Genomic DNA, 23468 nt, shown 5'->3' with positions numbered 1-23468 from the left:
GCCGCACCCTCAGACCCGGGAGAACCACAAGTGACCAGCGCGTCGGAGATCACCGAGCTCACCACTGCACGCCACCCGTCCGACTGGACCGAACTCGACACCCGCGCCGTCGACACCGCGAGGGTCCTCGCCGCCGAGGCCGTGCAGCGTTGCGGTAGCGGCCACCCGGGCACCGCGATGAGCCTCGCGCCGCTCGCCTACACGCTCTACCAGCGCATCATGCGGCACGATCCCTCCGATCCGACGTGGGTCGGTCGGGACCGCTTCGTGCTGTCCTGTGGACACACCTCTCTCACCCAGTACATCCAGCTGTACCTCGCCGGCTTCGGGCTCGAGCTGGACGACCTCAAGGCGCTCCGGACCTGGGGATCCAAGACCCCCGGACACCCGGAGTGGCGGCACACCGACGGCGTGGAGATCACCACCGGCCCGCTGGGTCAGGGGCTGGCCTCCGCAGTCGGCATGGCGATGGCGGCACGCTACGAGCGCGGACTGTTCGATCCGGAGACGCCGTCGGGCAAGAGTCCGTTCGACCACTTCATCTACGTGATCGCCTCCGACGGTGACGTGCAGGAGGGGGTCACCGCCGAGGCCTCCTCGCTCGCGGGCACCCAGCAGCTCGGCAATCTCATCGCGATCTACGACGACAACGAGATCTCGATCGAGGACAACACCCGGATCGCCCTCAACGAGGACGTCGCGGCGCGCTACGAGGCGTACGGCTGGCACGTCCAGACGGTGAACGGCGGTGAGGACGTGGCCGCCATCGAGGAGGCCATCGCCGACGCGCGTGCGGTCACCGACAAGCCGTCGCTGATCGTCCTGCGCACGATCATCGCCTTCCCGGCGCCGACCATGATGAACACCGGGGCCTCGCACGGTGCGGCACTCGGCCAGGACGAGGTCGACGCCGTGAAGGAGGCGCTCGGCATGGGCGGCACCGAGCCGTTCACGGTGGAGGACGAGGTGATCTCCCACACCCGGGCCGCCCGTGACAGAGGTGCCCGCGTCCACGCGCAGTGGAGCGACATGTTCCACGCCTGGGCGGAGGCGAACCCGGAGCGCAAGGCCCTGTTCGATCGCCTGTACTCGGGCGAGCTCCCCGACGGATGGGATGCCGGGCTCCCCACGTGGGACGCCGATTCCAAGGGAGTCGCCACGCGTAAGGCGTCCGCCGAGGCCATCCAGGCCCTGGGCGCCACCCTCCCCGAGTTGTGGGGCGGCTCCGCGGACCTGGCCGGCTCCAACAACACGCCCATCAAGGGCGCGGACTCCTTCGGCCCGTCCTCCATCTCGACCGACACGTGGACCGCGTCCCCGTACGGACGCAACCTGCACTTCGGCGTCCGTGAGCACGCCATGGGCGCGATCCTCAACGGCATCGCCCTCCACGGTCCCACCCGGCCCTACGGCGGGACGTTCCTGATCTTCAGCGAGTACATGCGTCCGGCCGTCCGGCTCGCCGCGCTCCAGGGGAGCAACGCGTACTACGTGTGGACCCACGACTCGATCGGGCTCGGCGAGGACGGCCCCACCCATCAGCCGGTCGAACAGTTGGCGGCGCTGCGCGCCATCCCGGGTCTGGCGATCCTGCGTCCGGCCGACGCCAACGAGACCGCGGCGTCGTGGCGCGCCATGCTCGAGGCACTCGACGGGCCCAAGGGTCTGTGCCTGACCCGTCAGGACGTCCCGGTGCTCGAGGGCACCAAGGAGCTCGCCCGCGAGGGGGTCGAGCGCGGGGGCTATGTCCTCGCCGAGGCCTCGACCGGGACCCCCGAGGTGATCCTCATGGGCACCGGGTCCGAGGTGCAGCTGGCCGTGCAGGCCCGCGAGGTCCTCGAGGCCGAGGGCGTGGCGACCCGTGTGGTCTCGATGCCCTGTGTCGAGTTCTTCGATCAGCAGGACGCCGGGTACCGCGAGTCGGTGCTCCCCCGCTCCGTCCGCGCGCGGGTCAGCGTCGAGGCCGGCATCGCGATGCCGTGGCACCGGTTCCTCGGCGACGCCGGCCGCGCCGTCTCACTCGAGCATTTCGGCGCCTCGGCGCCCTACCAGACCCTGTTCACCGAGTTCGGGATCACCGCCGACGCGGTGGTCTCCGCGGCCCGCGAATCCCTCGCGGCCGCTGCCGGGGAGGCATCATGACCAACGCCAATCTCGCTGCCCTGAGCGCCGCCGGCGTCTCCGTGTGGCTCGACGACCTGTCCCGACAGCTCCTGTCCTCCGGCGAGCTCGAGAAGCGGATGTCCGCCTATTCGATCGTCGGTGTGACGACCAACCCGGCCATCTTCCAGTCGGCGCTGGCCGACTCGTCGGCGTACGAGAGCGCGCTCACCGAGGCGGTCCGCGCCGACCGCGACGTGGATTCCGTCGTGCGGGCCCTGACCACGTCCGACGTCCGCGACGCGTGTGACGTGCTGGCCGACGTCCACCGCGCGACCGACGGGGTGGACGGCCGCGTCTCCCTCGAGGTGGATCCCGGCCTGGCCCACGACACCGCGGCGACCGTGACGCAGGCGGTGGAGCTCTCCGAGGTGGTGGACCGCCCGAACGTCATGATCAAGATCCCCGCGACGTCGGCGGGGCTGCCGGCCATCACCGATGTCATCGGCAAGGGCATCGACGTCAACGTCACGCTGATCTTCTCGGCGGACCAGTACCGCGCGGTGGCGGAGGCGTACCTGACCGGACTCGAGCAGGCCGCTGCCGCCGGTCACGACCTGTCCACCATCCACTCCGTGGCGTCCGTGTTCGTCTCCCGGCTCGACACCGAGATCGACTCGCGACTCCCGGAGTCGTCGGAGCTGCGGGGCAAGGCCGGGCTGGCCAACGCGCGCCTCTGCCAGGAGGTCTACGAGGAACTGTTCGACCCCGAGGGACGCTTCGGGGCACTCGCCGATCGCGGAGCCCGTCCCCAGCGTCTCCTGTGGGCCTCGACGGGGGTCAAGGACCCGGCGTACCCCGACACGCTGTACGTGACCGGTCTGGTGACCCACGGGACGGTCAACACCATGCCGTTCGGCACCATCGAGGCGTTCGCGGACCACGGCGTCGTCGAGGGCGACACGGTCCGGGGCACCGCCGAGGAGTCCCGGGCCACCCTCGACGCACTGCGCGCCGAGGGGATCGACCTGGACGAGGTCTTCACCCTCCTCGAGCAGCAGGGCGTGCAGAAGTTCGTGACCGCCTGGGACGACCTGGTGGACACGGTGAGGGCGCGGATCGACGAGATCCCGACGGGGTCGTGATCGGCCCGGACGACGGGGCGACTTCGGTCAGCGAGGTCGCGGGCGGCGCCCCCGAGGGGTGGGCCAACCCGCTCCGTGATCCCCGGGATCGTCGGCTCCCCCGGATCGCGGGACCGTCCGGTCTCGTGATCTTCGGTGTGACGGGCGACCTGTCCAAGAAAAAACTCATCCCCGCGATCTACGACCTGGCCAACCGTGGCCTGCTCCCGCCGGGGTTCTCCCTGATCGGCTTCGGCCGCCGACGGTGGACCCACGATGAGTTCGCCGCGTTCGCCCGCGAGCAGGCCCGCGAACGGTGCCGGACCCCGTTCCGCGAGGACGTGTGGGAGCAGCTCGCCGCCGGACTGCGGTTCGTCACCGGGACATTCGACGACGACGAGGGCTTCGACGATCTGGCGGACCAGCTGGGGGCACTCGACGCCGAACGTGGGACCGCCGGCAACTACGCGTTCTACCTGTCCATCCCCCCGGATGACTTCCCGACCGTCTGCCGGCACCTCGATCGCACGGGGTGCACCCGAGGCCCGGAGGGGTCCTGGCGCCGGGTGGTCATCGAGAAGCCCTTCGGGCACGACCTGGCGAGCGCCCGCGAACTCAACGCGGTGGTGGGTGCGGTCTTCCCCGAGGACTCGGTATTCCGGATCGATCATTACCTGGGCAAGGAGACCGTCCAGAACATCCTCGCGCTGCGTTTCGCCAACCAGCTCTTCGAGCCGGTGTGGAACGCCAACCACGTGGACCACGTCCAGATCACCATGGCCGAGGACATCGGACTGGGTGGTCGGGCCGGCTACTACGACGGCATCGGCGCGGCCCGCGACGTCATCCAGAACCACCTCATCCAGTTGATGGCGTTGGTCGCGATGGAGGAACCGACCGATTTCTCCGCTGCCGCGTTGCGGGCGGAGAAGACCAAGGTCCTCGAGTCGACCTCGTTGGCACTGCCGATTGCCGAGACGGCCGCGCGTGGTCAGTACGCGGGTGGCTGGCAGGGGTCCGAGCAGGTCGTGGGACTGAAGGACGAGGAGGGGTACGACCCCTCCTCGGCCACCGAGACCTACGCTGCGATCACCCTCGAGGTCCACAACCGCCGATGGGCGGGGGTCCCCTTCTATCTCCGCACCGGCAAGCGGTTGGGACGACGGGTCACCGAGATCGCGGTGGTCTTCCGGCGCGCTCCGCACCTGCCGTTCGACGCGACCATGACCCAGGAGCTGGGGCAGAACGCGCTGGTCATCCGGGTCCAGCCCGACGAGGGTGTCACGTTGCGCTTCGGCTCCAAGGTCCCCGGCACCGCCATGGAGGTCCGGGACGTCAACATGGACTTCGCCTACGGTGAGGCGTTCACGGAATCCTCCCCCGAGGCCTACGAACGTCTCATCCTCGACGTCCTGCTGGGCGAGCCCTCGCTCTTCCCGGTCTCCCGCGAGGTCGAGCTGAGCTGGCAGCTCCTCGACCCGGTCCTGCAGGAATGGGAGTCGGACGGGACACCGGAGCAATACCAGGCCGGGACGTGGGGGCCGAAGGGCGCCGACGAGATTCTGGCCCGGAGTGGCCGCGCATGGAGGCGACCGTGATCATCGACCTACCCGACACCTCCACCCGCGGGATCGCCAAGAAGCTCGTGCAGATCCGCGAGGAGGCCGGGCTGAGCACGATCGGACGGGTGCTCACGCTGATCGTGATCACCGATCACGTCCGGGGCAGCGAGTCCGCGATCGAGGCGGCCAACGAGGCCAGCCGGGAACATCCCTGCCGGGTCATCGTGGTGATCCGCGGACCTCGCGCGGACGCCGACAGGCTCGACGGTCAGATCCGCGTCGGAGGTGACGCCGGGGCGGCGGAGGTCGTCGTGCTGCGCACCTCCGGTGCGATGGCCTCCCAGTCGGCCTCCCTCGTCACGCCGTTGCTGCTGCCGGACACCCCGCTCGCCGTGTGGTGGCCCCGCCACTCCCCCACGTTGTTGTCCGAGGACAGGGTGGGCAGGCTCGCGAAGCGCCGGATCGTCGACTCCGACGCGGAGGGGCATCCCACCGATGCGCTGGCGAAACGGGCGGCCGGTTACTCCCCGGGCGACACCGATCTGGCGTGGGCGCGCATCACCCACTGGCGTTCCCTGCTCGCGGCGACCCTGGACCGTCCGCCCTTCGAGCGCATCACCGGGGCGACGGTGTGCGGCCCGGAGCGGGCGGCGTCGGTGGACCTGGCCGGTGGATGGCTGGCGTCCCGGCTCGGGATCGACGTCCTGCGGGCCGTCGGCCCGAGGATGGTCGTCCTGGAGCGGGCCTCGGGCTCCATCGTCCTCGAGCAGATCAGCGCGACCTCCGCCGAGCTCCGCATCACGGGTCAGGCGCCCACACGGGTGGCGCTCGTCGGCCGCAGCGTCGCCGACTGTCTCTCGGAGGAGCTACGGCGGATGGACACCGACGGCGTGTACGCCGATGCGTTGGCCAATCATGACCGTGTCATCTACACCTCTGCCTCGGTTCGCTGAGCAGGGGACCCGGACCTCGACGTCACTTCCCCACCGGACCACCACCACAGGAGCGCCGATGTCAGTCACACGCCATCTCGTACACCCGGATGCGGACACCCTCGCCGAAGCGGCAGCCCTCGCCGTCGTCGGGCACCTCAATGAACGGATCGCCACCGCCGGGACCGCGACGCTGTCCCTGACGGGCGGCTCGGTGGGGGTGAAGACCGCCGCCGCACTCGCCGGGGCCGATCTCGACTGGTCACGCGTGACCATCTACCTGGGCGACGAGCGCTTCGTCCCGGCAGACGACCCCGAACGCAACGACGGACAGCTCGACGACGTCCTGCTCGGCACCGTGGGCGACCGCGCCACCGTCCACCGCTGGCCGGCCCGCGGACCGGAGTTCGAGGACGTCGACGCCGCGGCCGAGGCGTTCCTCGCCGCGGTGGACCTCCCCCGGGGCGACGAGCCGCTGTTCGACGTCACCCTCCTGGGGATGGGACCCGAGGGGCACATGAACTCGATCTTCCCGCACACCCCGGCGGTCGCCGAGACCGAGCGGCTCGCGGTGGGCGTGCATGACTGCCCCAAGCCGCCACCGGAGCGACTGACCTTCACCCTCCCGGCGGTGCGCAGGTCGAGGCACGTGCTCGTCGTGGCCGCCGGGGACGGGAAGGCGGAGGCGGTGGCCAGGGGCCTGGGCGGGGCGGACCCCTCCGACTGGCCCGTCGCCGGTGCCGTGGGCACCGAGTCGACCACGTATCACCTGGACGGACCGGCCGCCTCGATGGTGCTCTGAGAACAGGAACGGGGCGCGTCTCATCCACCCGGTGGAAGAGACGCGCCCCGTCGTCGGCCCGGCCGGTGGGGCCGCGCCGGGGACCGGTCGGTCAGCCGAACCTGACCATGAGGCCGACCGCCACGATGGCGATGACCCAGAGGATCGCGACGACCACGGTGACCCGGTCGAGGTTCCGCTCGACCACGCTGGACCCGGAGAGGCTGGACTGGACACCGCCACCGAACAGCGACGACAGGCCGCCTCCCTTGCCGCGGTGCAGCAGGATGAACAGCATCAGCAGGAGGCTGGTGGTGATGAGGAAGATGTCCAGGGCGAGCTTCATGTAGGGATCGTGCCTCACGTCGGGTCGGGCGGTCGGGTGCGACCGCTACAGACTACCCGGTCGGGTGTCCGCGGCGAATCCCGGCACGCCCGACCCCGCGGGGCCGGGCGCGCCGGAGTGGGCGGTGTCAGGGCAACGGGCCACCGGCGGCGATCGCCGACAGCTGGGCGAACTCGTCCGGCTTGAGCGACGCGCCTCCGACCAGACCACCGTCGACATCGGGCTGGTCGAGCAGCTCGCCGATCGTGGAGGCGTTGACGCTGCCGCCGTACAGGACCCGCATCTGCTCGGCCGTCGCGTCATCGGCCAGATCGGCCAACGTGGAACGGATGGCGGCGCAGACCTCCTGGGCATCGGCGGCGGACGCGGTCTTGCCGGTCCCGATCGCCCACACGGGCTCGTAGGCGATCACGGTGGAGGCCAGCTGGTCCGTGGACAGTCCCGCGAGCGATTCGGAGAGCTGGTTCACGACGAAGTCGACGTGGTCCCCTGCCTCCCGCACCTCGAGCTTCTCGCCGACACACACGATCGGCGTCAACCCGTGCCGGTGGCAGGCGGCGGCCTTGGCCGCGACGAGTTCGTCGGACTCCGCGTGGTAGTCACGGCGCTCGGAATGGCCCACGACCACATAGGTGCAGCCGAGCTTGGCGAGCATCCCCGCCGAGATCTCGCCGGTGTAGGCACCGGACTCGTGGACCGAGACGTCCTGCGCGCCGTAGGCGAAGCCCAGCTTGTCGCCCTCGATGACGATCTGGACGCCACGGATGTCCGTGAACGGGGGGATGAACGCCACGTCCACCTTCTCCAGGTACTTGTCCGGGAGTGCGAAGGCGACCTTCTGGACGAGCGCGATGGCCTCGAGGTGGTTGAGGTTCATCTTCCAGTTGCCGGCGATGAGCGGGGTGCGTGCCATGTTGTCTCCTGTGGTCTCGTCGGTCTTCAGTTGCTGCGCTCGAGGGCGGTGACGCCGGGCAGCTCCTTGCCCTCCAGGTACTCCAGCGAGGCGCCACCGCCGGTGGAGATGTGGGAGAAGTTCTCCTCCCCGAGACCCAGGGTGCGGACGGCCGCGGCGGAGTCGCCGCCGCCGACCACCGAGAACGCGCCGTTCTTCGTCGCGGTGATGATGGCCTCGGCGACACCGCGCGTCCCGGCGGAGAACGCCGCGAACTCGAACACGCCCATGGGGCCGTTCCAGAAGACGGTCTTGGCGGCGGAGAGCTTCTCGCTGAACGCCTTCACCGACTCGGGGCCGATGTCCAGGCCCATCTTCCCCTCCGGGATGGCCTCGGCGGAGACCGTGGAGTGCGCGGCGTCGGCGGCGAACCCGTCGGCGGCGACCACGTCCACGGGCAGGCTGATCACGTCGCCGAACTTGGCGAGCAGGTCCTTGCAGGTGTCGATCATCTCCTCCTGCAGCAGTGAGGAGCCGACCTCATGGCCCTGTGCGGCGAGGAAGGTGAAGCACATGCCGCCGCCGATGACCAGGGTGTCGACCTTGGGCGCCAGGGCCTCGATCACGGCGAGCTTGTCCGACACCTTGGAGCCGCCCAACACGACCGCGTAGGGGTGCTCCGGGTCGCCGCTGAGGTTCGCGAGGACCTCGACCTCACTCTGGACGAGGTCGCCGGCGTAGGCCGGGAGGACCTTGGCGACGTCGTACACCGACGCCTGCGCGCGGTGGACAACCCCGAAACCGTTGGAGACGAACGCCCCGTCCTCGCCCACCAGGCTCGCGAGCTCGGCCGCGAACTCGGCCCGCTGCGCCTCGTCCTTGCTCGTCTCGCGCGGGTCGAACCGCACGTTCTCCACCAGGAGCACGTCCCCGTCGGTCAGGCCGTTGGCTCGCTCGCGGGCGTCCGATCCCACCACGTCACCGGCGAGCTGGACGTAGCGCCCGAGCTCGTCGCCCAGCTTCTCCGCCACGGGGGCGAGGGAGAACTCGGGGTCGGGCTCACCCTTCGGGCGGCCGAGATGCGCGGTGATCACCAGCGCCGCACCGGCGTCGAGCAGTGCGTTGAGCGTGGGCAGCGAGGCGGTGATCCGGCCCGCATCGGTGATGGTCGAGCCGTCGAGCGGGACGTTGAGGTCGCAGCGGACGAGGATCTTGCGACCCTCTACGCCGGCATCGAGCAGGTCGTTGAGCGTGCTCACGGCCATGTGGTGGGACTCCTGTCGGAAGAACGGTGGTGATGGTGGGTGGTGCTGCCGGTCCATGTGCTCCGGGCCCGGCCGGGACGCTGTGGGCGTTCCCGGACCGGGCCCGGATCGTCGTACGGGGGATGTCAGTCCCGAGGGGTCTTAGAGCGACTTGCCGACCAGGCCGATGATGTCGGCGAGGCGGTTGGAGTAGCCCCACTCGTTGTCGTACCAGGAGGCGATCTTGATCTGACCGTCGATCGCCTTGGTCAGCGGCGCGTCGAAGATGGACGAGTGCGGGTCACCGACGATGTCGGAGGAGACGATGGGATCCTCGGTGTACTTGAGGATGCCCTTCATCGCGCCCTCGGCGGCGGCCTTGACCGCGGCGTTGACCTCGTCGACCGAGGCCTTCTTCTCGAGCTCGACCGTGAGGTCGGTGAGCGAGCCGGTGGGCAGCGGGACGCGCACGGCGTAGCCGTCGAACTTGCCCTTGAGCTCGGGCAGGACCAGTGCGACGGCCTTGGCCGCACCGGTGGAGGTGGGCACCATGTTGATGCCGGCGGCGCGGGCGCGGCGCATGTCGCTGTGGGGCGCGTCCTGGAGGTTCTGGTCCTGCGTGTAGGCGTGGATCGTGGTCATGAGGCCCTTGACGATCCCGAACTCGTCGGAGAGGACCTTGGCGACCGGCGCGAGGCAGTTGGTGGTGCAGGAGGCGTTGGAGATGATCGTCTGCGAGCCGTCGTACTCGTGGTCGTTGACCCCCATGACGATGGTGATGTCCTCGTTCTTGGCCGGCGCCGAGATGATGACCTTCTTGGCGCCACCCTCGAGGTGGCCCTTGGCCTTCTCGGCGTCGGTGAAGATGCCGGTGGACTCGACGACGACGTCGACGCCGTAGTCACCCCACGGCACGGACGCGGGGCCCTCCTTGACCGCGAGGGCGCCGATCTTGGTCCCACCGACCGTGATCGACGAGTCGTCGAACGTGACCTCCTTGCCCAGGCGACCCAGGATGGAGTCGTACTTGAGCAGGTGAGCGAGCATGTCGTTCGTGGTCAGGTCGTTGACGGCCACGATCTCGAGGTCCGTCTTGCCCTCGGCCTTGAGAGCCTCCACCGCGCGGTAGAAGTTGCGGCCGATACGTCCGAATCCGTTGATGCCTACGCGCACGGTCACGTGTTGTCTCCTTATTGGTGGTGCGAGAACGCTTGATGTCACCGGGGCCGGGTGGAGCCCGGGACGTGACCCAGACTACCCGGCGCGGACCGCTCCCGCGCAGGGTGCTGCCGGGGTGGATCAGCCTTCGTCGAGCATGTCCTCGGTCACCACGGATTCGGTGTCGGGGATCCCGAGCTCGGCGGCTTTGCGGTCCGCCATGGACAGCAGTCTCCGGATGCGCCCCGCGACCGCGTCCTTGGTCATGGGCGGGTCGGCGAGCTGGCCGAGCTCCTCCAGCGACGACTGACGGTGCTGGACACGCAGTTCACCGGCGGCGAGCAGATGGTCCGGCACGTCCTCGGCGAGGATCTCCAGGGCGCGCTGGACACGGGCGGCCGCGGCCACGGCGGCCCGGGCCGAGCGCCGCAGGTTCGCGTCGTCGAAGTTGGCCAGCCGGTTGGCAGTGGCGCGGACCTCGCCTCGGGAGCGGCGTTCCTCCCAGATGTCCCTGGTGGACGACGCGCCCAGTCGAGCGAGGAGGACCCCGATCGCCTCGGCGTCGCGGATCACCACGCGGTCCCCTCCCCGGACCTCGCGGGCCTTGGCCGTCACGCCCAACCTGCGGGCCGCGCCCACGAGCGCCATCGCCGCCTCCGCCCCCGGGGCGGTGACCTCCAACGCCGAGGAGCGGCCGGGCTTGGTGAGCGAACCGTGGGCGAGGAACGCGCCCCGCCACGCCGCCTCGGAGGCGGCGACCGAGCCGCCGACGACCGCGGCCGGCAGTCCTCGGACCGTCCGGCCGGCGTTGTCGACCAGCCCGAGCTGACGGGCCAGGTCCGCACCCCGGTCGATGACCCGCAGGACGAACTTGCGGGCGGGACGTCCGCCCGAACCCCCGATCGGGTGGATCTCACAGGGGACGGAGAACAGGGCGTCGAGTTCGCCGGCGAGACGGTCCGCGATCTCGCCGGAGTCCACCTCCGCTTCGATCACGAGTCGGTTGGACAGGACCTGGAGGGTGCCGGCGAACCTCAGCAGGGCGGACACCTCGGCCCTCCTGGTCTCGGAGTTCCCCACGGGGACCCTCACCAGTTCGGACTTGACCTGTGCGGTCAGCGACACGCCCTGCTCCTTCGTTCTCGGCTCATCGACCCGGCCCTCATCGCACCGAGTCGGCGAGCGCCGAGGCCAGCAGTGCGGGGTCGTGGACAGGCCTCATCGTCCCATCTTCGGCGGTCTTCGCTATCTCCGCGGTCATCACGCGTGCCCCCAGTCCCGCCGCGGCCCGTTCGAGATGCTCGCGTTCGGTAGCGCTCAGCGGCATCCTCGGGTCGACGAGCAGGACGTCGATGTCGACCTCGGGAGCGTGTTGACGCAACACGTGGAGGTGTTGCTCGGCGGAGAACCCGGCGGTCTCCCCCGGCTGGGGTGCGAGGTTGAGCACGAGGGCCTTGGTCGCGGCCGTCCTCTTGAGCGCCGTCGCGATCTCGGGCACGAGCACGTTGGGGATCACGCTGGTGAACCACGATCCGGGTCCGAGGACCACGAGGTCGGCTCCGGTGATCGCCTCCACCACGCCCTCCGCGGCGGGCGGAGCGGCCGGGATGAGGGTGACCCGGCGAACGCTGCCCGGTGTGGTCGCGACGGCGACCTGTCCGATGATGGTCCGCACGACGCGGGGGTCCGCTTCCAGACCGACGACCTCTGCGGCGATGTCGAGGGCGACCGGGGACATCGGCAGGACACGGCCGGTGACACCGAGGATCGACCCGACCGCGTCGAGTGCGTCGACCGGGTCTCCGAGCAGCTCCCACAGGCCGGCGAAGACGAGGTTGCCCACCGCGTGTCCGGCCAGCGCCCCGGTGCCGCCGTAGCGGTGCTGGAAGAGTCGGGTGAGCAGCGCCTTCTCGTCGTCTTCGGCGGCGAGGGCGCACAGGGCCATCCGTAGGTCGCCCGGTGGGAGGATGCCCAGCTCGCGCCGCAGTCGCCCCGAGGAGCCGCCGTCGTCGGCGACCGTCACCACCGCGGTGACGTGGTCGGCGACGAGGCGTGCGGCCCGGAGGGTCGCCGACAGGCCGTGGCCGCCGCCGAGGGCGACGAGGGACGGGATACCGCTGTCGTGTGTCATGGCCGGCCTCATTCCCGCCCGAGGTCGCGGTGGCGTACGTGGACCTCGACCGAGTCGAGGCCGGACAGTCTGCCGGCGAGCGACTCGGAGATGGCCACGCTCCGGTGCTTGCCCCCGGTGCAGCCGACCGCGATCGTCATGTAGCGCTTGCCCTCGCGCCGGTAGCCGGTCATGGCCAGGCGGATCATGGACACCGCCGCGCGCAGGTACTCCTCGATGGATTCGTCGGCGAGGACGTAGTCCTGGACGGGCTTGTCGCGCCCCGTGTGCGGCTGGAGCTCGGGGATCCAGTGCGGGTTGGGCAGGAACCGCATGTCCATCAGCATGTCGACGTCCACGGGGACGCCGTACTTGAACCCGAACGACTCGACGGTGAGGTGGAAGTCGAACCCGAGGTCACCGAAGGGGGTCTCCAGCCGGTGGCGGAGGTCGTGGACACTGAGCGCCGAGGTGTCCACGACGACGTCGGCACGCCCCCGCAGCCCCTCGAGGATCCTGCGCTCCCGGGTGATGCCGTCGATCAGGCCGCCACCCGACTGCAGCGGATGGGAGCGACGGACGTTGTTGAACCTGCTGACCAGCGCCTCGTCCGAGGCCTCGAGGAACAGGATCCGAGCCTGCGGGCGCCGATCGAACAGGTCGAGGAGGTCGCCGAGGTGTTCGTCGAACCCGAGGCTGCGGGTGTCGGCGACGATCGCCAGGCGGAGGGGCTCGTCGTCGGACTCCTCGAACCGGGCGAGCAGGTCGCCAACGAAGGTCAACGGGAGGTTGTCGACGACATACCAGCCGAATTCCTCGAGGACCTTGGACGCGGTCCCCTTGCCCGCCCCGGACATGCCGCTGATCAGGAGGAGCTCGCGCCCCCGCGCGGCGTGGCCGTCGTCGTCACCTGCGTCCATCGTCTCACCTCGTGTCATCGGTCAGTCCCGGGTCGGTCTGTCCCCGGTCGGGCTGCCCGCCCGAGTCTCCCACGTCGGCGGCGGCCGCGTCCGCGGGCTCGGCACCACCGAGAGTCGCCCGGATCGCGGCGGCGACCCCCGGACCGATCCCCGGCACGGCGCACAGCTCGTCCGCGCTCGCGGCGCGCAGTGCGGACACGGTCGGGAACGTCTCCACCAACGCCGCCCGACGGGTGGGCCCGAGGCCGGGGACGTCGTCGAGCACGGAGGCCGTCATCCGCCTGGACCGCGCGCTCCGGTGGGCACGGATGGCGAACCGGTGGGCCTCGTCGCGGAGCCGCTGGAGCAGGAACAGCCCCTCCCCGTGGCGCGGGAAGATCACGGGGTACTCCTCTCCCGGGAGCCAGATCTCCTCGAGTCGCTTGGCGATCCCGACCACGGGTACGTCGGTGACCCCCAGCTCGGAGAGGACCTCGGCGGCCGCCTCGACCTGGGGCCGACCACCGTCGACGACGAAGAGCTGCGGTGGGTAGGCGAACCGGCGTGCCGCGGGGGCGGTGCCCCCCGTGCCCGCGTCGTCGTCGACCGGCCCGTCGACCTCGTCCGGGGTGACGGAGGGGTCCTCGTGGTGACGCCGGAAGCGACGACGCGTGACCTCGGCGATGCTGCCGACGTCGTCGGAGTGGCCGTCACCCGCGGCGTCGCGGATGCGGTAGAGCCGGTAGTCGCTCTTGCGCGGGATGCCGTCCTCGAAGACGACGAGGGAGGCCATGACGGCGGTGCCCTGGGTGTGGGAGATGTCCACGCACTCGATGCGCAGGGGCGCCGAGTCCAGCTCGAGGGTCTCCTGGATCTCCTGGAGCGCCGCGGAGCGGGCGGTGAGGTCACCGCTGCGCCGGAGTTTGTGCTGCGTCAGGGCCTCGACGGCGTTGCGGTGGACCGTCTCCGCCAGGGCCCGCTTGTCACCCCGCTGGGGCACCCGGAGCGACACACGGGAGCCGCGCAGCGCCGAGAGCCAGTCCGCGAGCTCGTCCGCGTCCTCGGGAAGGGCGGGCACCAGCACCTCGCGGGGTACGGCAGCCGAGATGTCGCCGGATTCGGCCGCCTCGGCGAGGTCGGCCTCTCCCCCGTAGAACTGCGCGAGATAGTCGGAGACGACCCCGGGCACGGCACGGGCCGCGTCGAACTCGCCGTCGGCGTCGACGCCGTGGGCGTGTTCGACCACCCAGCCGCGCTGACCGCGGATGCGGCCCCCGCGCACGTGGAACACCTGGACGGAGACCTGCAGTTCGTCGACCTCGACGCCCACCACGTCGGCGTCGGTGCCGTCACCCAGCACGACGGCCTGCTTCTCCATCGCACGCCGCATGGCGCCGAGGTCGTCACGCAGCCGCGCGGCCCGTTCGAAGTCGAGGTCCGCGGAGGCCTCGAGCATCCGCTTCTCGATGCGGCGCATGATCGCATCGGTACGTCCGGCCAGGAAGTCGATGAGCTCGTTGACAATCGCGCGGTGCTCGTCCGGGGTCACCCGTCCGATGCAGGGGGCGGCGCACTTGTCGATGTATCCCAGCAGACAGGGCCTGCCGAGCTGCGCCTGCCGCTTGAACACCCCGGCGGAGCACGAGCGGACGGGGAACACCCGCTGCAGAGTGTCGAGGGTGTCGCGGATGGCCCACGCGTGTGAGTAGGGCCCGAAGTAGCGGGTCCCCGGGCGCCGGGGTCCCCGGTAGACGAAGGCACGGGGGAACTCCTCCCCCACGGTGACCGCCAGCATCGGATACGTCTTGTCGTCGCGGTACCGGACGTTGAACCGGGGGTCGTACTTCTTGATCCACGTGTACTCGAGCTGGAGCGCCTCGACCTCGGTGGACACGACCGTCCACTGCACGCCGGCCGCGGCGAGAACCATCCGCCGGGTACGGGGGTGGAGGAGGGACAGGTCCGCGAAGTACGAGCTCAGCCGGCTCCGCAGGTTCTTCGCCTTGCCGACGTAGATGACGCGCCCGTGCTCGTCACGGAAGCGGTAGACCCCCGGCTCCGTCGGGATCGAGCCGGGGGCCGGGCGGTAGGTTCGCGGATCGGCCACGGCGGGTCAGCGGTCGGCGACGGTCTCGGGATCGGCGGCCGAGGGCTTGTGGGTGCGGACGGCCTCGCGCAGGCGCGCCATGCCGTCGATCCCGTGCTGGCCGTCGATGGACTGGATAGCCCAGATCCCCGCGTGCTCGTAGGCCGGGAGTTCGAGCCGGGGCCAGTAGCTGGAGCGCGGGAACGTCAGCCCGACGACGTCGTCCCAGCCCCAGGTCCGGACGCGCAGCGGCCCGCGGAGCTCGACGCCCTGCTGCCCGACCCGGACGCGGATCCGCAGGAGGGTCAGCAGCACCCCGGCGAAGATGAACCCGATCACCACGAAGGCGAACTGATCGGCGATCCCGATCGTCACCCCGGTGTCACCGCGGACGAGGATCACCGCCCACACCACGTGGACGATGACGATGAGCACCGCCACGGCGATCGCGGTGGTGCGCATTCGACGGGGCCGGTGCTCGAACTCCCAGTTCTCGTTCATCGACCGGTCCTCAGGTCGCGCAGGGCGATGGCGGCGCCGAGCACGGCGGCGACGGCCTCTCCCCCCTTGTCCTCGGAGGCCCCCTCGTGGCCGTCGCGGTCTCGGGCCTGGCCCTCGTTCTCGGTGGTGAGCACCCCGTGGGCGACAGGGGTGGCCTCGTCGAGGGCGATCCGGGTGAGCCCGTCGGTCACCGAGCGACAGACGTAGTCGAAGTGCGGGGTCGCACCCCGGATCACCACGCCGAGCGCCACGACGGCGTCATGGGTCCGTGCGAGCTCCTGGGCCACCACCGGTAGCTCCACGGCTCCGGTCACGCGGGCCAGGGTCACCACCGCGTCGGAGGCGTCGGCGACGGCCAGGGCCCGGTCCAGCAGTTGGGCGCAGATCTCCTGGTGCCAGGTGGAGGCCACCACCCCGAGCCGCAGCCCGCGGGCGTCGGGGATCACCAGCTCCGGTCTACCGCTGCCGCTCATGGCTGATCCTCTCCGTCCACGTCCACGTCCACGTCGGCGCCGGCCGGGCCGGCGGGTCCCTCGTCGAGCCCCTCGAGCAGGTGGCCCATCCGGTCGCGCTTGGTGCGAAGGTACCGCAGGTTCTCGGGCGTGACCGCCGTCGGCATGGGCACCCGGGCCACCACCTCCACGCCACCGGCGCGCAGGGCGTCGGCCTTGGCTGGGTTGTTGGTCATCAGTCGTACGCGGGTCACTCCGAGGTCGCGCAGCATCTGTGCGGCCAGGCTGAAGTCGCGGGCGTCGGCGGGCAGGCCCAGGTCGAGATTGGCGTCGACGGTGTCGCGTCCGGAGTCCTGCAGTTGGTAGGCGCGCAGTTTCTGCACCAGGCCGATCCCCCGGCCCTCGTGCCCACGCATGTACAGCACGACCCCGCGCCCCTCCTCGCACACCGCGGCGACGGCAGCGTCGAGTTGCGGGCCGCAGTCACAGCGCAGCGAGTGGAACACGTCGCCGGTCAGGCACTCGGAGTGGATGCGGACGGAGACCGGGTCGTCCCCCGAGATGTCGCCGGCCACCATGGCCACGTGTTCGACTCCCTGGAGGGTGTCGCGGTACCCGTGGGCGGTCATGGTCCCGGCCGGCGTGGGGATCCGGGCGGCGACCTCGCGCACCACCTGGACCTCGTTCGCGCGGCGCCACGCCTGGAGCGCCTCGATGGTGATCATCGCCAGCCCGTGCTCGTCGGCGAACCGCCGGAGTTCGGGGGTGCGCGCCATGGTCGTGGGGTCGTCCTCGGACACGATCTCGCAGATGACGCCCGCCGGGCGCAGACCGGCCAACCGGGCGAGGTCGACGGCGGACTCGGTGTGGCCGGGCCGGGTGAGCACGCCGCCGGGCCGGGCGCGCAGGGGCACCACGTGGCCGGGCCGGGTGAAGTCGCCGGGCACGGTGTCGTCGGCGGCGAGCAGCCTCGCGGTGCGGGCGCGGTCGGCGGCCGAGATGCCGGTGGAGACCCCCGTGCGCGCGTCGACCGTCACGGTGTACGCGGTGTCGTGGCGGTCCTCGTTGATGGCGCGCATGGGCGGCAGGTCCAGCCGAAGGCAGTCCTCCGCCTCGAGCGCGACGCACACGTAACCGGAGGAGTACCGCACGAGGAAGCCCATCAGCTCGGGCGTCGCGAGTTCGGCGGCGAAGATCAGGTCGCCCTCGTTCTCGCGGTCCTCACTGTCCACCACCACGACGGCCCGTCCCGCCGCGATGTCGGCGATGGCTCGCTCGATGCCGTCAAAGGTGGTCACTGCTGCGGGTTCTCCTAGGTCTGGCGGGCCCGGGCGGAGGCCGCGGGCGCGGGTTCAAGTATGGCGCATCGGGTCAGTGGGACCCCCACCGCGTCCGCCCAGCAGCCGCTCGACGTACTTGGCCAGCACGTCGACCTCCAGGTTGACGGGGTCGCCCGCGCTCAGTCCCCCGAGGATCGTGTCGGCGAGCGTCGTGGGGATGAGGGACACCTCGAACCACGGCTCCGGCTCGTCCGCGGCACTGACCGCCGAGACCGTCAGCGAGGTTCCGGAGACGGTGATCGACCCCTTTTCGACCACGTACCGCGCGAGGTCACCCGGCAGCGAGATGCGCACGACGTGCCAGTGCTCGTGCTCGTCGCGGCTGATCACGTGGCCTGTGCCGTCGACGTGGCCCTGGACGATGTGACCGCCGAACCGGGCGTCCGCGCGCATGGCGCGTTCCAGGTTGACGGGGTCGCCCGGTGACAGTGCACCGAGCGCGGTCCGGTCGAGCGACTCGGCCATCACGTCCACCTCGAAGTACTCCCCCGGCTCCCAGCCGGTGACGGTCAGGCACACCCCGTTGACGGCGATCGAGTCACCGTGGTGGGCGTCCGAGGTGACCAGGGGCCCCCGTATGCGCAGGCGCGCGGAGTCGCCGGTCGTCTCGACCGAGTCGAGGGTTCCGAGCTCCTCCACGATTCCGGTGAACATCAGCGGGGTCCTCTCGTCGGTGCGGTCGGCGTGGTCGCGGTGGCGGATCGTGTCAGGCCGGGTCGTGTCAAGCGCAGGTGGACGTCGTCGCCCAGGACGGTGGTCCCGCGGATCCGGAAACCGTGGGCGGCCGCGAGCGTGTCCACCCCGGCTCCGGAGACCGCCGACCGCCCGGCGCCGAGCACCAGGGGCGCGAGGTACGCGTCGATCTCGTCGACGAGTCCGGCGGCGAGGAACGCCCCCGCCAGCCTGGGGCCGCCCTCGACGAGGACGTGGGAGACCTCGCCGAGAAGTCCCAGCGCCTCGGCGGGATCGCGGGTGGCCAGGTGTCGGAACCGGCCGTCGGTGCCGCGCATCGTCGCGTCCGCGGGCACGGGGCTCAGCCCCATCACCGCCCGGAGGGGCTGGCGGGGGGCGGGCCGGCCGTCGTCGGTGCGGGCGGTCAGCGCGGGGTCGTCGGCGCGCAGCGTTCCGGTACCGACGACGAGGGCGTCGATCTCCTGTCGTCTGGCGTGGGCGTGGCGGCGCGAAACCGGCCCGGTGATCCACTTGCTCGACCCGTCCGCAGCCGCTACCCTGCCGTCCAGACTCGCCGCGTACTTCCAGGTGACGAGGGGGCGGCCGTGGTCCTGACGGTGGAGCCACGCCCTCAGCGGGCCGCTGCGGGCGGCGCTCACCTCGTCGTCGTCGGCTCGTGCCACCTCGACCCCCTCGCGCCGCAGGGTCCCGGCTCCGCCGGACGCCACCGGATTGGGGTCGGACACCGCGTAGACCACGCGGGCGAGCCCGGCGGCGACGATGCGGGAGGTGCACGGACCGGTGCGCCCGTGGTGGTCACACGGCTCGAGGGTGACCACGATCGTCCCACCGCGCGCGCGGTCCCCGGCGGAGTCCAGCGCCACCACCTCGGCGTGCCGTCCGCCCGGGGCCTCGGTCGCGCCGATGCCCACGACCTCTCCGGCGGCGTCGAGCACCACCGCACCGACCGGCGGGTTGGGGGTGCACACCCCCAACGCGGAGGCGGACACGGCGATAGCCCGGGCCAGGGCGTCCCGCTCGCGACGACGGTCGGCGGGGTCGGCCCCGCCCGTCGCTGATACCCCGGGCCCGCTCGGCACCCCGGGCCCGTTCGGGCCCTGTGGCACGTCCGGCACGTCCGGCACCGTCACGCCCGCGCGGCGAGGGCCCCGGAGCGCAGGGTCCCGATCATCGCGTCGGGATCCGGGGCACCGTAGACGGCCGAACCGGCCACGAACACGTCGCACCCCGCCGCCGCGCACTCGGCGATCGTCCCCGCGTCGATGCCACCGTCGATCTGGATGTGCACGTCGAGGCCACGGCGGTCGATCTCGGCGCGCAGCGTGCGGACCTTGTCCAACACCCCGGGCATGAACTTCTGGCCGCCGAAGCCGGGCTCGACGCTCATCACCAGGACCAGGTCCACGTGGTCGAGCAGGTCGAGGTACGGCTCGACGGCGGTCCCGGGCTTGATGGAGATACCCGCCTTGCACCCCCTGGCGTGCAGCAGGTCGGCGACGGCCTTCGGGTCGTCGGTGGCCTCCACGTGGAAGGTGACGTTGAACGCGCCGGCGTCCACGTAGTCACCGACCCAGCGCGCCGGGTCGGTGATCATGAGATGGCAGTCCATCGGCTTGTCCGTGACCCTCCCGACCGCCTTCGCGACCGGCGCACCGAAGGACAGGTTGGGCACGAAGTGACCGTCCATGACGTCCACGTGGATCCAGTCGGCGGACGGGATGCGCTCGATCTCGCGGTCCAGACGGGCGAAGTCGGCGGACAGGATCGACGGCGCGATGAGCGGCTGGTACGACATGACGACCAGTCTAGGCGGGCCCGTCCGGGCTGCTCCGCCGACATGGGACGGCGGCCCGCGGACCGGTCAGTCGACGGAGCCGGTGACCGAGGTCAGGAACTCGAGCTGGTCGGCGATGATGCGCTCGAAGTGCGGGTCGACGTAGGGGTCGAAGTGCTCGCACGGGTACTCCAGGTAGCGGCCGCGCGGGATCCGCTGCGCCGCCCGACGCGCGGTCGCCGCGGGGGTGATGGCGTCCTCCGTCGCGATCTGCACCAGCGTCGGGCAGGTGATCCGCCGCGTGTGCCGCATCGGCGAGTAGAAGCCGATCCGTGCCAGGATCCGTGCTGCGACGTCGTCGCGGAATTCACTGCGGCGCAGTCCCGAGTCGGCCGCGAGCCGATTCACCGCGGGATCGGCGTCCGGACTCGTCATGACCGCCGTGTCCCCCGGTCGTCCGACGAGACGCACGTACCGGGGCTCGCGACGCCGGAGCGAGCGCCACAGGTCGTCGACGATGGCCGGGCCGAGTCGGAGCGCCGCCGCGAGCCCCGTCGCCCTGACCGCGGCCGGACCGCTCACATGCGGGACCTGGGCGATGACTCCCGCCAGCCGCTCCCCCGTGCCGGCGAGGGTGAGGACGTGACCTCCCGAGAACGACGTGCCCCACGCGATGACGCGGTCCGGATCGACGCCGGGCAGCGACCGGGTGAAGGCCAGGGCTGACCGCCAGTCGTCGAGTTGGCGGCCGATGTCGAGGAGTTGCCGGGGTTGTCCGTCGCTGGCGCCGAAATGCCGGTAGTCGAAGACCACCACGACGAAGCCGGCGTCCCGGAAGCGCTCGGCGTACGCGGGTAGGCGCAGGTCCCGGATGCACCCGAAGCCGTGTGCCATGACGATGGCCGGCGCGGGGGTGGCTGGTGCGGGGGTGGCTGGTGCCGGGCCCGCAGGTTCGCCCGACGGCGCGTCCGGGCGGTAGACCCAGGCCGAGCACCGTACCCCGTGCGAGCTGAACTGCGCGTCCTCACGCATCGTGACCCCGTCGAAGTGCCGCCATGAACATCGCGTCTGTGCTGTGCCGGTGCGGCCACAGTTGCACCCACGGGCCGTCGCCCAGTCCGTCGACCGGACGGCCGACCACCTCCGCGAGGATGTCACGCACGTCGAGGAGTTCGACGTCGTCACGCCGGGCGGCTTCGCGGATGACCGACACTGTCTCCGAGAGGTGGGGCGAGCAGGTCGCGTACAGCACCACCCCGCCCGGTCGGACCAGACGTAGGGCCGACTCGAGGAGTTCACGCTGGAGCGTGACCAGGCCCGGGATGTCGGCGGCGGTCTTGCGCCACCGCGCCTCGGGACGACGGCGGAGCGCGCCGAGGCCGGAACACGGGGCGTCGAGTAATACCCGGTCGAACCCCGGCTCCAGACCCGGGTCGCGTCCGTCGGCCGTGTGCACGGTCACCGGCAAGTCTTTGGTCGCGCCGCGGACCAGGTCGGCGCGGTGCTCGGAGATCTCCACCCCGGTGAGCGTCGCCTGCTCTATCTCCGCCAGCGCGCCCAGCAGGACCGCCTTCCCGCCGGGCCCGGCGGCCAGATCGAGCCACCTCCCGGAGTCCGGACCGCTCAGGGGGGCGCGGGCGGCGGCCAGCGCCACGAGCTGGCTGCCCTCGTCCTGGACCGCCGCGAGCCCCTCCCGTACGGCGTCGAGCGTCCCGGGGTCCCCGGAGTCCAGGTGCACCGCGTACGGGGACAGCTCACCCTCCGTACCGCCGGTGATCAGTGCCAGTTCCTCGCCCGTGATGGCACCGGGGCGGGCGGCCAGGTGGACCTTCGGCCGGGCGTCGTCGGCGGCGAGCAACTCGGGAAGCTCCCCGGCGGCGGCGCCGAGCGAGTCCGCGAACGCGCGGGCGATCCACTCCGGGTGCGCGGTGCCGATGGCGATCCGGGCCACGGGGTCGGTCACACCGTCGCGCAGCGCGTCGACCCAGGAGTCGAGGTCGCGGGCGGCGACCTTGCGGAGGACCGCGTTGACGAACCCGCCCGCCCGGCCCAGGCCGGCGGTGCGCGCGGCCTCGACGGCGGTGTCGACGGCGGCGTGCGCACCGATTCGGGTTAACAGCAGTTGGTAGGCGCCCAGCCGCACGAGATCGAGGACCGGCGGGTCGATCTCCTCGACGGGCCGGGACGCCGCGAGCACGATCACCCGGTCGAGCAGTCCCTGTGCACGGAGCGTGCCGTAGGTCAACTCCGTGGCCAGCGCCGCGTCGCGTGTGTCCAGCTTGGCGCGGCGCAGTTCCGCCGGCAGGGCCAGGTTGGCGTAGGCGGCGCGTTCTCGCACGGCCGCCATGACCGCCAGCGCGACGGTCCTGGCGTCGGGACGGGGCTGCTTCTGTTCTTCCTGCTGCTTCTGCGGCCGGGAGTCCGGACGTCGCCGGCGGTCCGACTGCGGGCGGTTGCCTCCTCCGCTCTTCGGGCGTCCCCGGCCGCCACCGCGGCGGGGATCGGGACCCTGCCCGCGGCTCTTCCGGTCGTCGGCGCTCACTCGAACACCGCGGCCTCGTCGAGGCGGGCGCCGCGCACCCAATCCAGTGCGTTCATCATCTTCTTGCCGGGGGGCTGGATGGTCTCTATCGCCATCGGTACCGTCGCGGTGCCCACGAGGAACGACCGCTTGTCCCACGAGATGCGGCCGGGCCCGAGGTCCGTGGGCGCGTCCTCGGCGGGGCGGGCCGAGCCGATCTTCACCCGTTCGCCGCCGAGCGTCGTCCAGGCGCCCGGCGCCGGGGTGACCGACCGGATGTGCCGGTCGACGGCCAGGGCGGGATCGCTCCACCGCACCCGCGCGTCGTCGACCGTGAGCTTCGGTGCATGGGAGGCGCCGTCGGCCGGTTGGGGAACCGCGCGGAGCTCTCCCGTTTCGATCCCGTCCAGGGTCGCCGCGAGCAGCCCGGCGCCGGACACCGCGAGTCGGCCGAGGAGGTCCCCGGCCGTGTCGCGGGGCCGGACGGTCTCGGTCATCGTCCCCAGGACCGGGCCGGTGTCCATGCCCTCGTCCAGCAGGAAGGTGGTCGCGCCGGTGACCTCGTCACCGGCGGCGACGGCGGCGTTGACCGGGGCGGCCCCCCGCCATGCGGGGAGCAGGGAGAAGTGCAGGTTGATCCACCCGTGGGTGGGGATGTCGAGGACGGGGCGCGGAACGAGGTGGCCGTAGGCGACCACCGGCACCGCGTCGGGTGCCAGCGCGCGCAGTCGCTCCTCGAACTCGGGGTCGCGGGCGTTCGGCGGGGTGAGGACCTCGATGCCCGCAGAGTCGGCCGCGGTAGCCACGGGGCTGCGGGACAGTCCCCGACCGCGGCCGGTGCGGGCGTCGGGACGCGAGACGACGGCGACGACCTCGTGACGGTCACTGTCGAGCAGCGCCTGCAGGGACGGGACGGCGACCTCCGGGGTGCCGGCGAAGACGAGACGCACTTC

The 23468-nt window shown here is 71.4% G+C and carries 22 protein-coding genes; 5 read left to right on the top strand and 17 right to left on the bottom strand.

Annotated elements, in window-relative coordinates; all coding sequences use genetic code 11:
• Positions 1–30: 30 nt before the first annotated feature.
• Genes tkt through pgl form a run of 5 tightly spaced genes read left to right on the top strand, consistent with a single transcriptional unit; the run spans position 31 to position 6520 of the window.
• Positions 31–2142, top strand: coding sequence for a transketolase (tkt, locus tag CK206_RS02540; RefSeq protein ID WP_096905445.1), 2112 nt, complete (start codon positions 31–33; stop codon positions 2140–2142).
• Positions 2139–3245 (top strand): transaldolase, encoded by a 1107-nt coding sequence (gene tal / locus CK206_RS02535; RefSeq protein WP_096905444.1) that lies wholly within the window; start codon positions 2139–2141, stop codon positions 3243–3245. The genes tkt and tal overlap by 4 nt, the downstream gene beginning before the upstream one ends.
• On the top strand, positions 3245–4822 hold the full coding sequence (gene zwf, locus CK206_RS02530; RefSeq protein ID WP_371607061.1) for a glucose-6-phosphate dehydrogenase: 1578 nt from the start codon (positions 3245–3247) through the stop codon (positions 4820–4822). Before tal ends, zwf begins: the two co-directional genes overlap by 1 nt.
• The gene (locus tag CK206_RS02525; protein WP_096905442.1) at positions 4807–5739 is read left to right on the top strand and encodes a glucose-6-phosphate dehydrogenase assembly protein OpcA; all 933 of its coding nucleotides are present in this window, start codon (positions 4807–4809) and stop codon (positions 5737–5739) included. The genes zwf and CK206_RS02525 overlap by 16 nt, the downstream gene beginning before the upstream one ends.
• Positions 5740–5797: 58 nt before the next feature.
• A complete protein-coding gene (pgl, locus tag CK206_RS02520; protein ID WP_096905441.1) occupies positions 5798–6520 on the top strand; it encodes a 6-phosphogluconolactonase in 723 nt (240 codons plus the stop codon).
• A gap of 91 nt (positions 6521–6611) precedes the next feature.
• Here the strand turns inward: pgl and secG are convergent, their stop codons facing one another.
• From secG to fmt, 17 genes are all read right to left on the bottom strand, one after another.
• A complete protein-coding gene (gene secG, locus CK206_RS02515; protein ID WP_067716343.1) occupies positions 6612–6845 on the bottom strand; it encodes a preprotein translocase subunit SecG in 234 nt (77 codons plus the stop codon).
• 127 nt (positions 6846–6972) lie between these two features.
• Positions 6973–7758: a triose-phosphate isomerase gene (gene tpiA / locus CK206_RS02510; protein WP_067716347.1), complete on the bottom strand. Its 786-nt coding sequence runs from the start codon at positions 7756–7758 to the stop codon at positions 6973–6975.
• 26 nt (positions 7759–7784) lie between these two features.
• On the bottom strand, positions 7785–9002 hold the full coding sequence (gene pgk, locus CK206_RS02505) for a phosphoglycerate kinase (protein ID WP_096905440.1): 1218 nt from the start codon (positions 9000–9002) through the stop codon (positions 7785–7787).
• A gap of 141 nt (positions 9003–9143) precedes the next feature.
• Positions 9144–10160, bottom strand: a complete 1017-nt coding sequence (gene gap / locus CK206_RS02500; RefSeq protein WP_096905439.1) for a type I glyceraldehyde-3-phosphate dehydrogenase — start codon at positions 10158–10160, stop codon at positions 9144–9146.
• Between the two features lie 120 nt (positions 10161–10280).
• Positions 10281–11264 carry a DNA-binding protein WhiA gene (gene whiA, locus CK206_RS02495; RefSeq protein ID WP_067716356.1) on the bottom strand — a complete coding sequence of 328 codons (984 nt, stop codon included), beginning with the start codon at positions 11262–11264 and terminating at the stop codon, positions 10281–10283.
• 37 nt (positions 11265–11301) lie between these two features.
• Complete coding sequence (gene yvcK / locus CK206_RS02490) at positions 11302–12270, bottom strand: uridine diphosphate-N-acetylglucosamine-binding protein YvcK (RefSeq protein ID WP_067716358.1); 969 nt, start codon at positions 12268–12270, stop codon at positions 11302–11304.
• 8 nt (positions 12271–12278) lie between these two features.
• The gene (gene rapZ / locus CK206_RS02485; protein WP_067716361.1) at positions 12279–13169 is read right to left on the bottom strand and encodes an RNase adapter RapZ; all 891 of its coding nucleotides are present in this window, start codon (positions 13167–13169) and stop codon (positions 12279–12281) included.
• A gap of 4 nt (positions 13170–13173) precedes the next feature.
• Positions 13174–15255, bottom strand: a complete 2082-nt coding sequence (gene uvrC / locus CK206_RS02480; protein WP_096905438.1) for an excinuclease ABC subunit UvrC — start codon at positions 15253–15255, stop codon at positions 13174–13176.
• Positions 15256–15261: 6 nt separating this feature from the next.
• Entirely contained in the window at positions 15262–15735 is a 474-nt protein-coding gene (locus CK206_RS02475) for a PH domain-containing protein (protein WP_067716366.1), read from the bottom strand.
• Entirely contained in the window at positions 15732–16208 is a 477-nt protein-coding gene (gene ribH, locus CK206_RS02470) for a 6,7-dimethyl-8-ribityllumazine synthase (RefSeq protein ID WP_096905437.1), read from the bottom strand. The genes CK206_RS02475 and ribH overlap by 4 nt, the downstream gene beginning before the upstream one ends.
• The gene (locus CK206_RS02465) at positions 16205–17485 is read right to left on the bottom strand and encodes a bifunctional 3,4-dihydroxy-2-butanone-4-phosphate synthase/GTP cyclohydrolase II (protein ID WP_096905436.1); all 1281 of its coding nucleotides are present in this window, start codon (positions 17483–17485) and stop codon (positions 16205–16207) included. The genes ribH and CK206_RS02465 overlap by 4 nt, the downstream gene beginning before the upstream one ends.
• 54 nt (positions 17486–17539) lie before the next feature.
• Positions 17540–18181 carry a riboflavin synthase gene (locus CK206_RS02460; RefSeq protein WP_096905435.1) on the bottom strand — a complete coding sequence of 214 codons (642 nt, stop codon included), beginning with the start codon at positions 18179–18181 and terminating at the stop codon, positions 17540–17542.
• The gene (ribD, locus tag CK206_RS02455) at positions 18181–19227 is read right to left on the bottom strand and encodes a bifunctional diaminohydroxyphosphoribosylaminopyrimidine deaminase/5-amino-6-(5-phosphoribosylamino)uracil reductase RibD (RefSeq protein ID WP_096907235.1); all 1047 of its coding nucleotides are present in this window, start codon (positions 19225–19227) and stop codon (positions 18181–18183) included. The genes CK206_RS02460 and ribD overlap by 1 nt, the downstream gene beginning before the upstream one ends.
• A 119-nt stretch (positions 19228–19346) precedes the next feature.
• Complete coding sequence (gene rpe, locus CK206_RS02450; RefSeq protein WP_067716379.1) at positions 19347–20015, bottom strand: ribulose-phosphate 3-epimerase; 669 nt, start codon at positions 20013–20015, stop codon at positions 19347–19349.
• A 66-nt stretch (positions 20016–20081) separates the two neighbouring features.
• Positions 20082–21026 (bottom strand): alpha/beta hydrolase, encoded by a 945-nt coding sequence (locus CK206_RS02445; RefSeq protein ID WP_096905434.1) that lies wholly within the window; start codon positions 21024–21026, stop codon positions 20082–20084.
• On the bottom strand, positions 21019–22536 hold the full coding sequence (locus tag CK206_RS02440; protein ID WP_096905433.1) for an RsmB/NOP family class I SAM-dependent RNA methyltransferase: 1518 nt from the start codon (positions 22534–22536) through the stop codon (positions 21019–21021). Before CK206_RS02440 ends, CK206_RS02445 begins: the two co-directional genes overlap by 8 nt.
• On the bottom strand, positions 22533–23465 hold the full coding sequence (gene fmt / locus CK206_RS02435; RefSeq protein ID WP_096905432.1) for a methionyl-tRNA formyltransferase: 933 nt from the start codon (positions 23463–23465) through the stop codon (positions 22533–22535). Before fmt ends, CK206_RS02440 begins: the two co-directional genes overlap by 4 nt.
• Positions 23466–23468: the final 3 nt, after the last annotated feature.

This window comes from Dietzia sp. WMMA184 (assembly GCF_002441635.1).
Classification (GTDB): domain Bacteria; phylum Actinomycetota; class Actinomycetes; order Mycobacteriales; family Mycobacteriaceae; genus Dietzia; species Dietzia kunjamensis.
Note: the sequence above shows the minus strand (reverse complement) of the source record. Positions and strands in the feature narration are given on the sequence as shown.

What these genes read in the sequence shown, in the direction of transcription:
- CK206_RS02460 (WP_096905435.1), bottom strand. Translation starts at nt 18,181, where the DNA reads ATGTTCACCGGAATCGTGGAGGAGCTCGGAACCCTCGACTCGGTCGAG.
- yvcK (WP_067716358.1), bottom strand. Translation starts at nt 12,270, where the DNA reads ATGACACACGACAGCGGTATCCCGTCCCTCGTCGCCCTCGGCGGCGGC.
- tal (WP_096905444.1), top strand. Translation starts at nt 2,139, where the DNA reads ATGACCAACGCCAATCTCGCTGCCCTGAGCGCCGCCGGCGTCTCCGTG.
- pgl (WP_096905441.1), top strand. Translation starts at nt 5,798, where the DNA reads ATGTCAGTCACACGCCATCTCGTACACCCGGATGCGGACACCCTCGCC.
- CK206_RS02525 (WP_096905442.1), top strand. Translation starts at nt 4,807, where the DNA reads ATGGAGGCGACCGTGATCATCGACCTACCCGACACCTCCACCCGCGGG.
- rpe (WP_067716379.1), bottom strand. Translation starts at nt 20,015, where the DNA reads ATGTCGTACCAGCCGCTCATCGCGCCGTCGATCCTGTCCGCCGACTTC.
- ribH (WP_096905437.1), bottom strand. Translation starts at nt 16,208, where the DNA reads ATGAGCGGCAGCGGTAGACCGGAGCTGGTGATCCCCGACGCCCGCGGG.
- CK206_RS02445 (WP_096905434.1), bottom strand. Translation starts at nt 21,026, where the DNA reads ATGCGTGAGGACGCGCAGTTCAGCTCGCACGGGGTACGGTGCTCGGCC.
- rapZ (WP_067716361.1), bottom strand. Translation starts at nt 13,169, where the DNA reads ATGGACGCAGGTGACGACGACGGCCACGCCGCGCGGGGGCGCGAGCTC.
- tpiA (WP_067716347.1), bottom strand. Translation starts at nt 7,758, where the DNA reads ATGGCACGCACCCCGCTCATCGCCGGCAACTGGAAGATGAACCTCAAC.
- pgk (WP_096905440.1), bottom strand. Translation starts at nt 9,002, where the DNA reads ATGGCCGTGAGCACGCTCAACGACCTGCTCGATGCCGGCGTAGAGGGT.
- secG (WP_067716343.1), bottom strand. Translation starts at nt 6,845, where the DNA reads ATGAAGCTCGCCCTGGACATCTTCCTCATCACCACCAGCCTCCTGCTG.
- CK206_RS02475 (WP_067716366.1), bottom strand. Translation starts at nt 15,735, where the DNA reads ATGAACGAGAACTGGGAGTTCGAGCACCGGCCCCGTCGAATGCGCACC.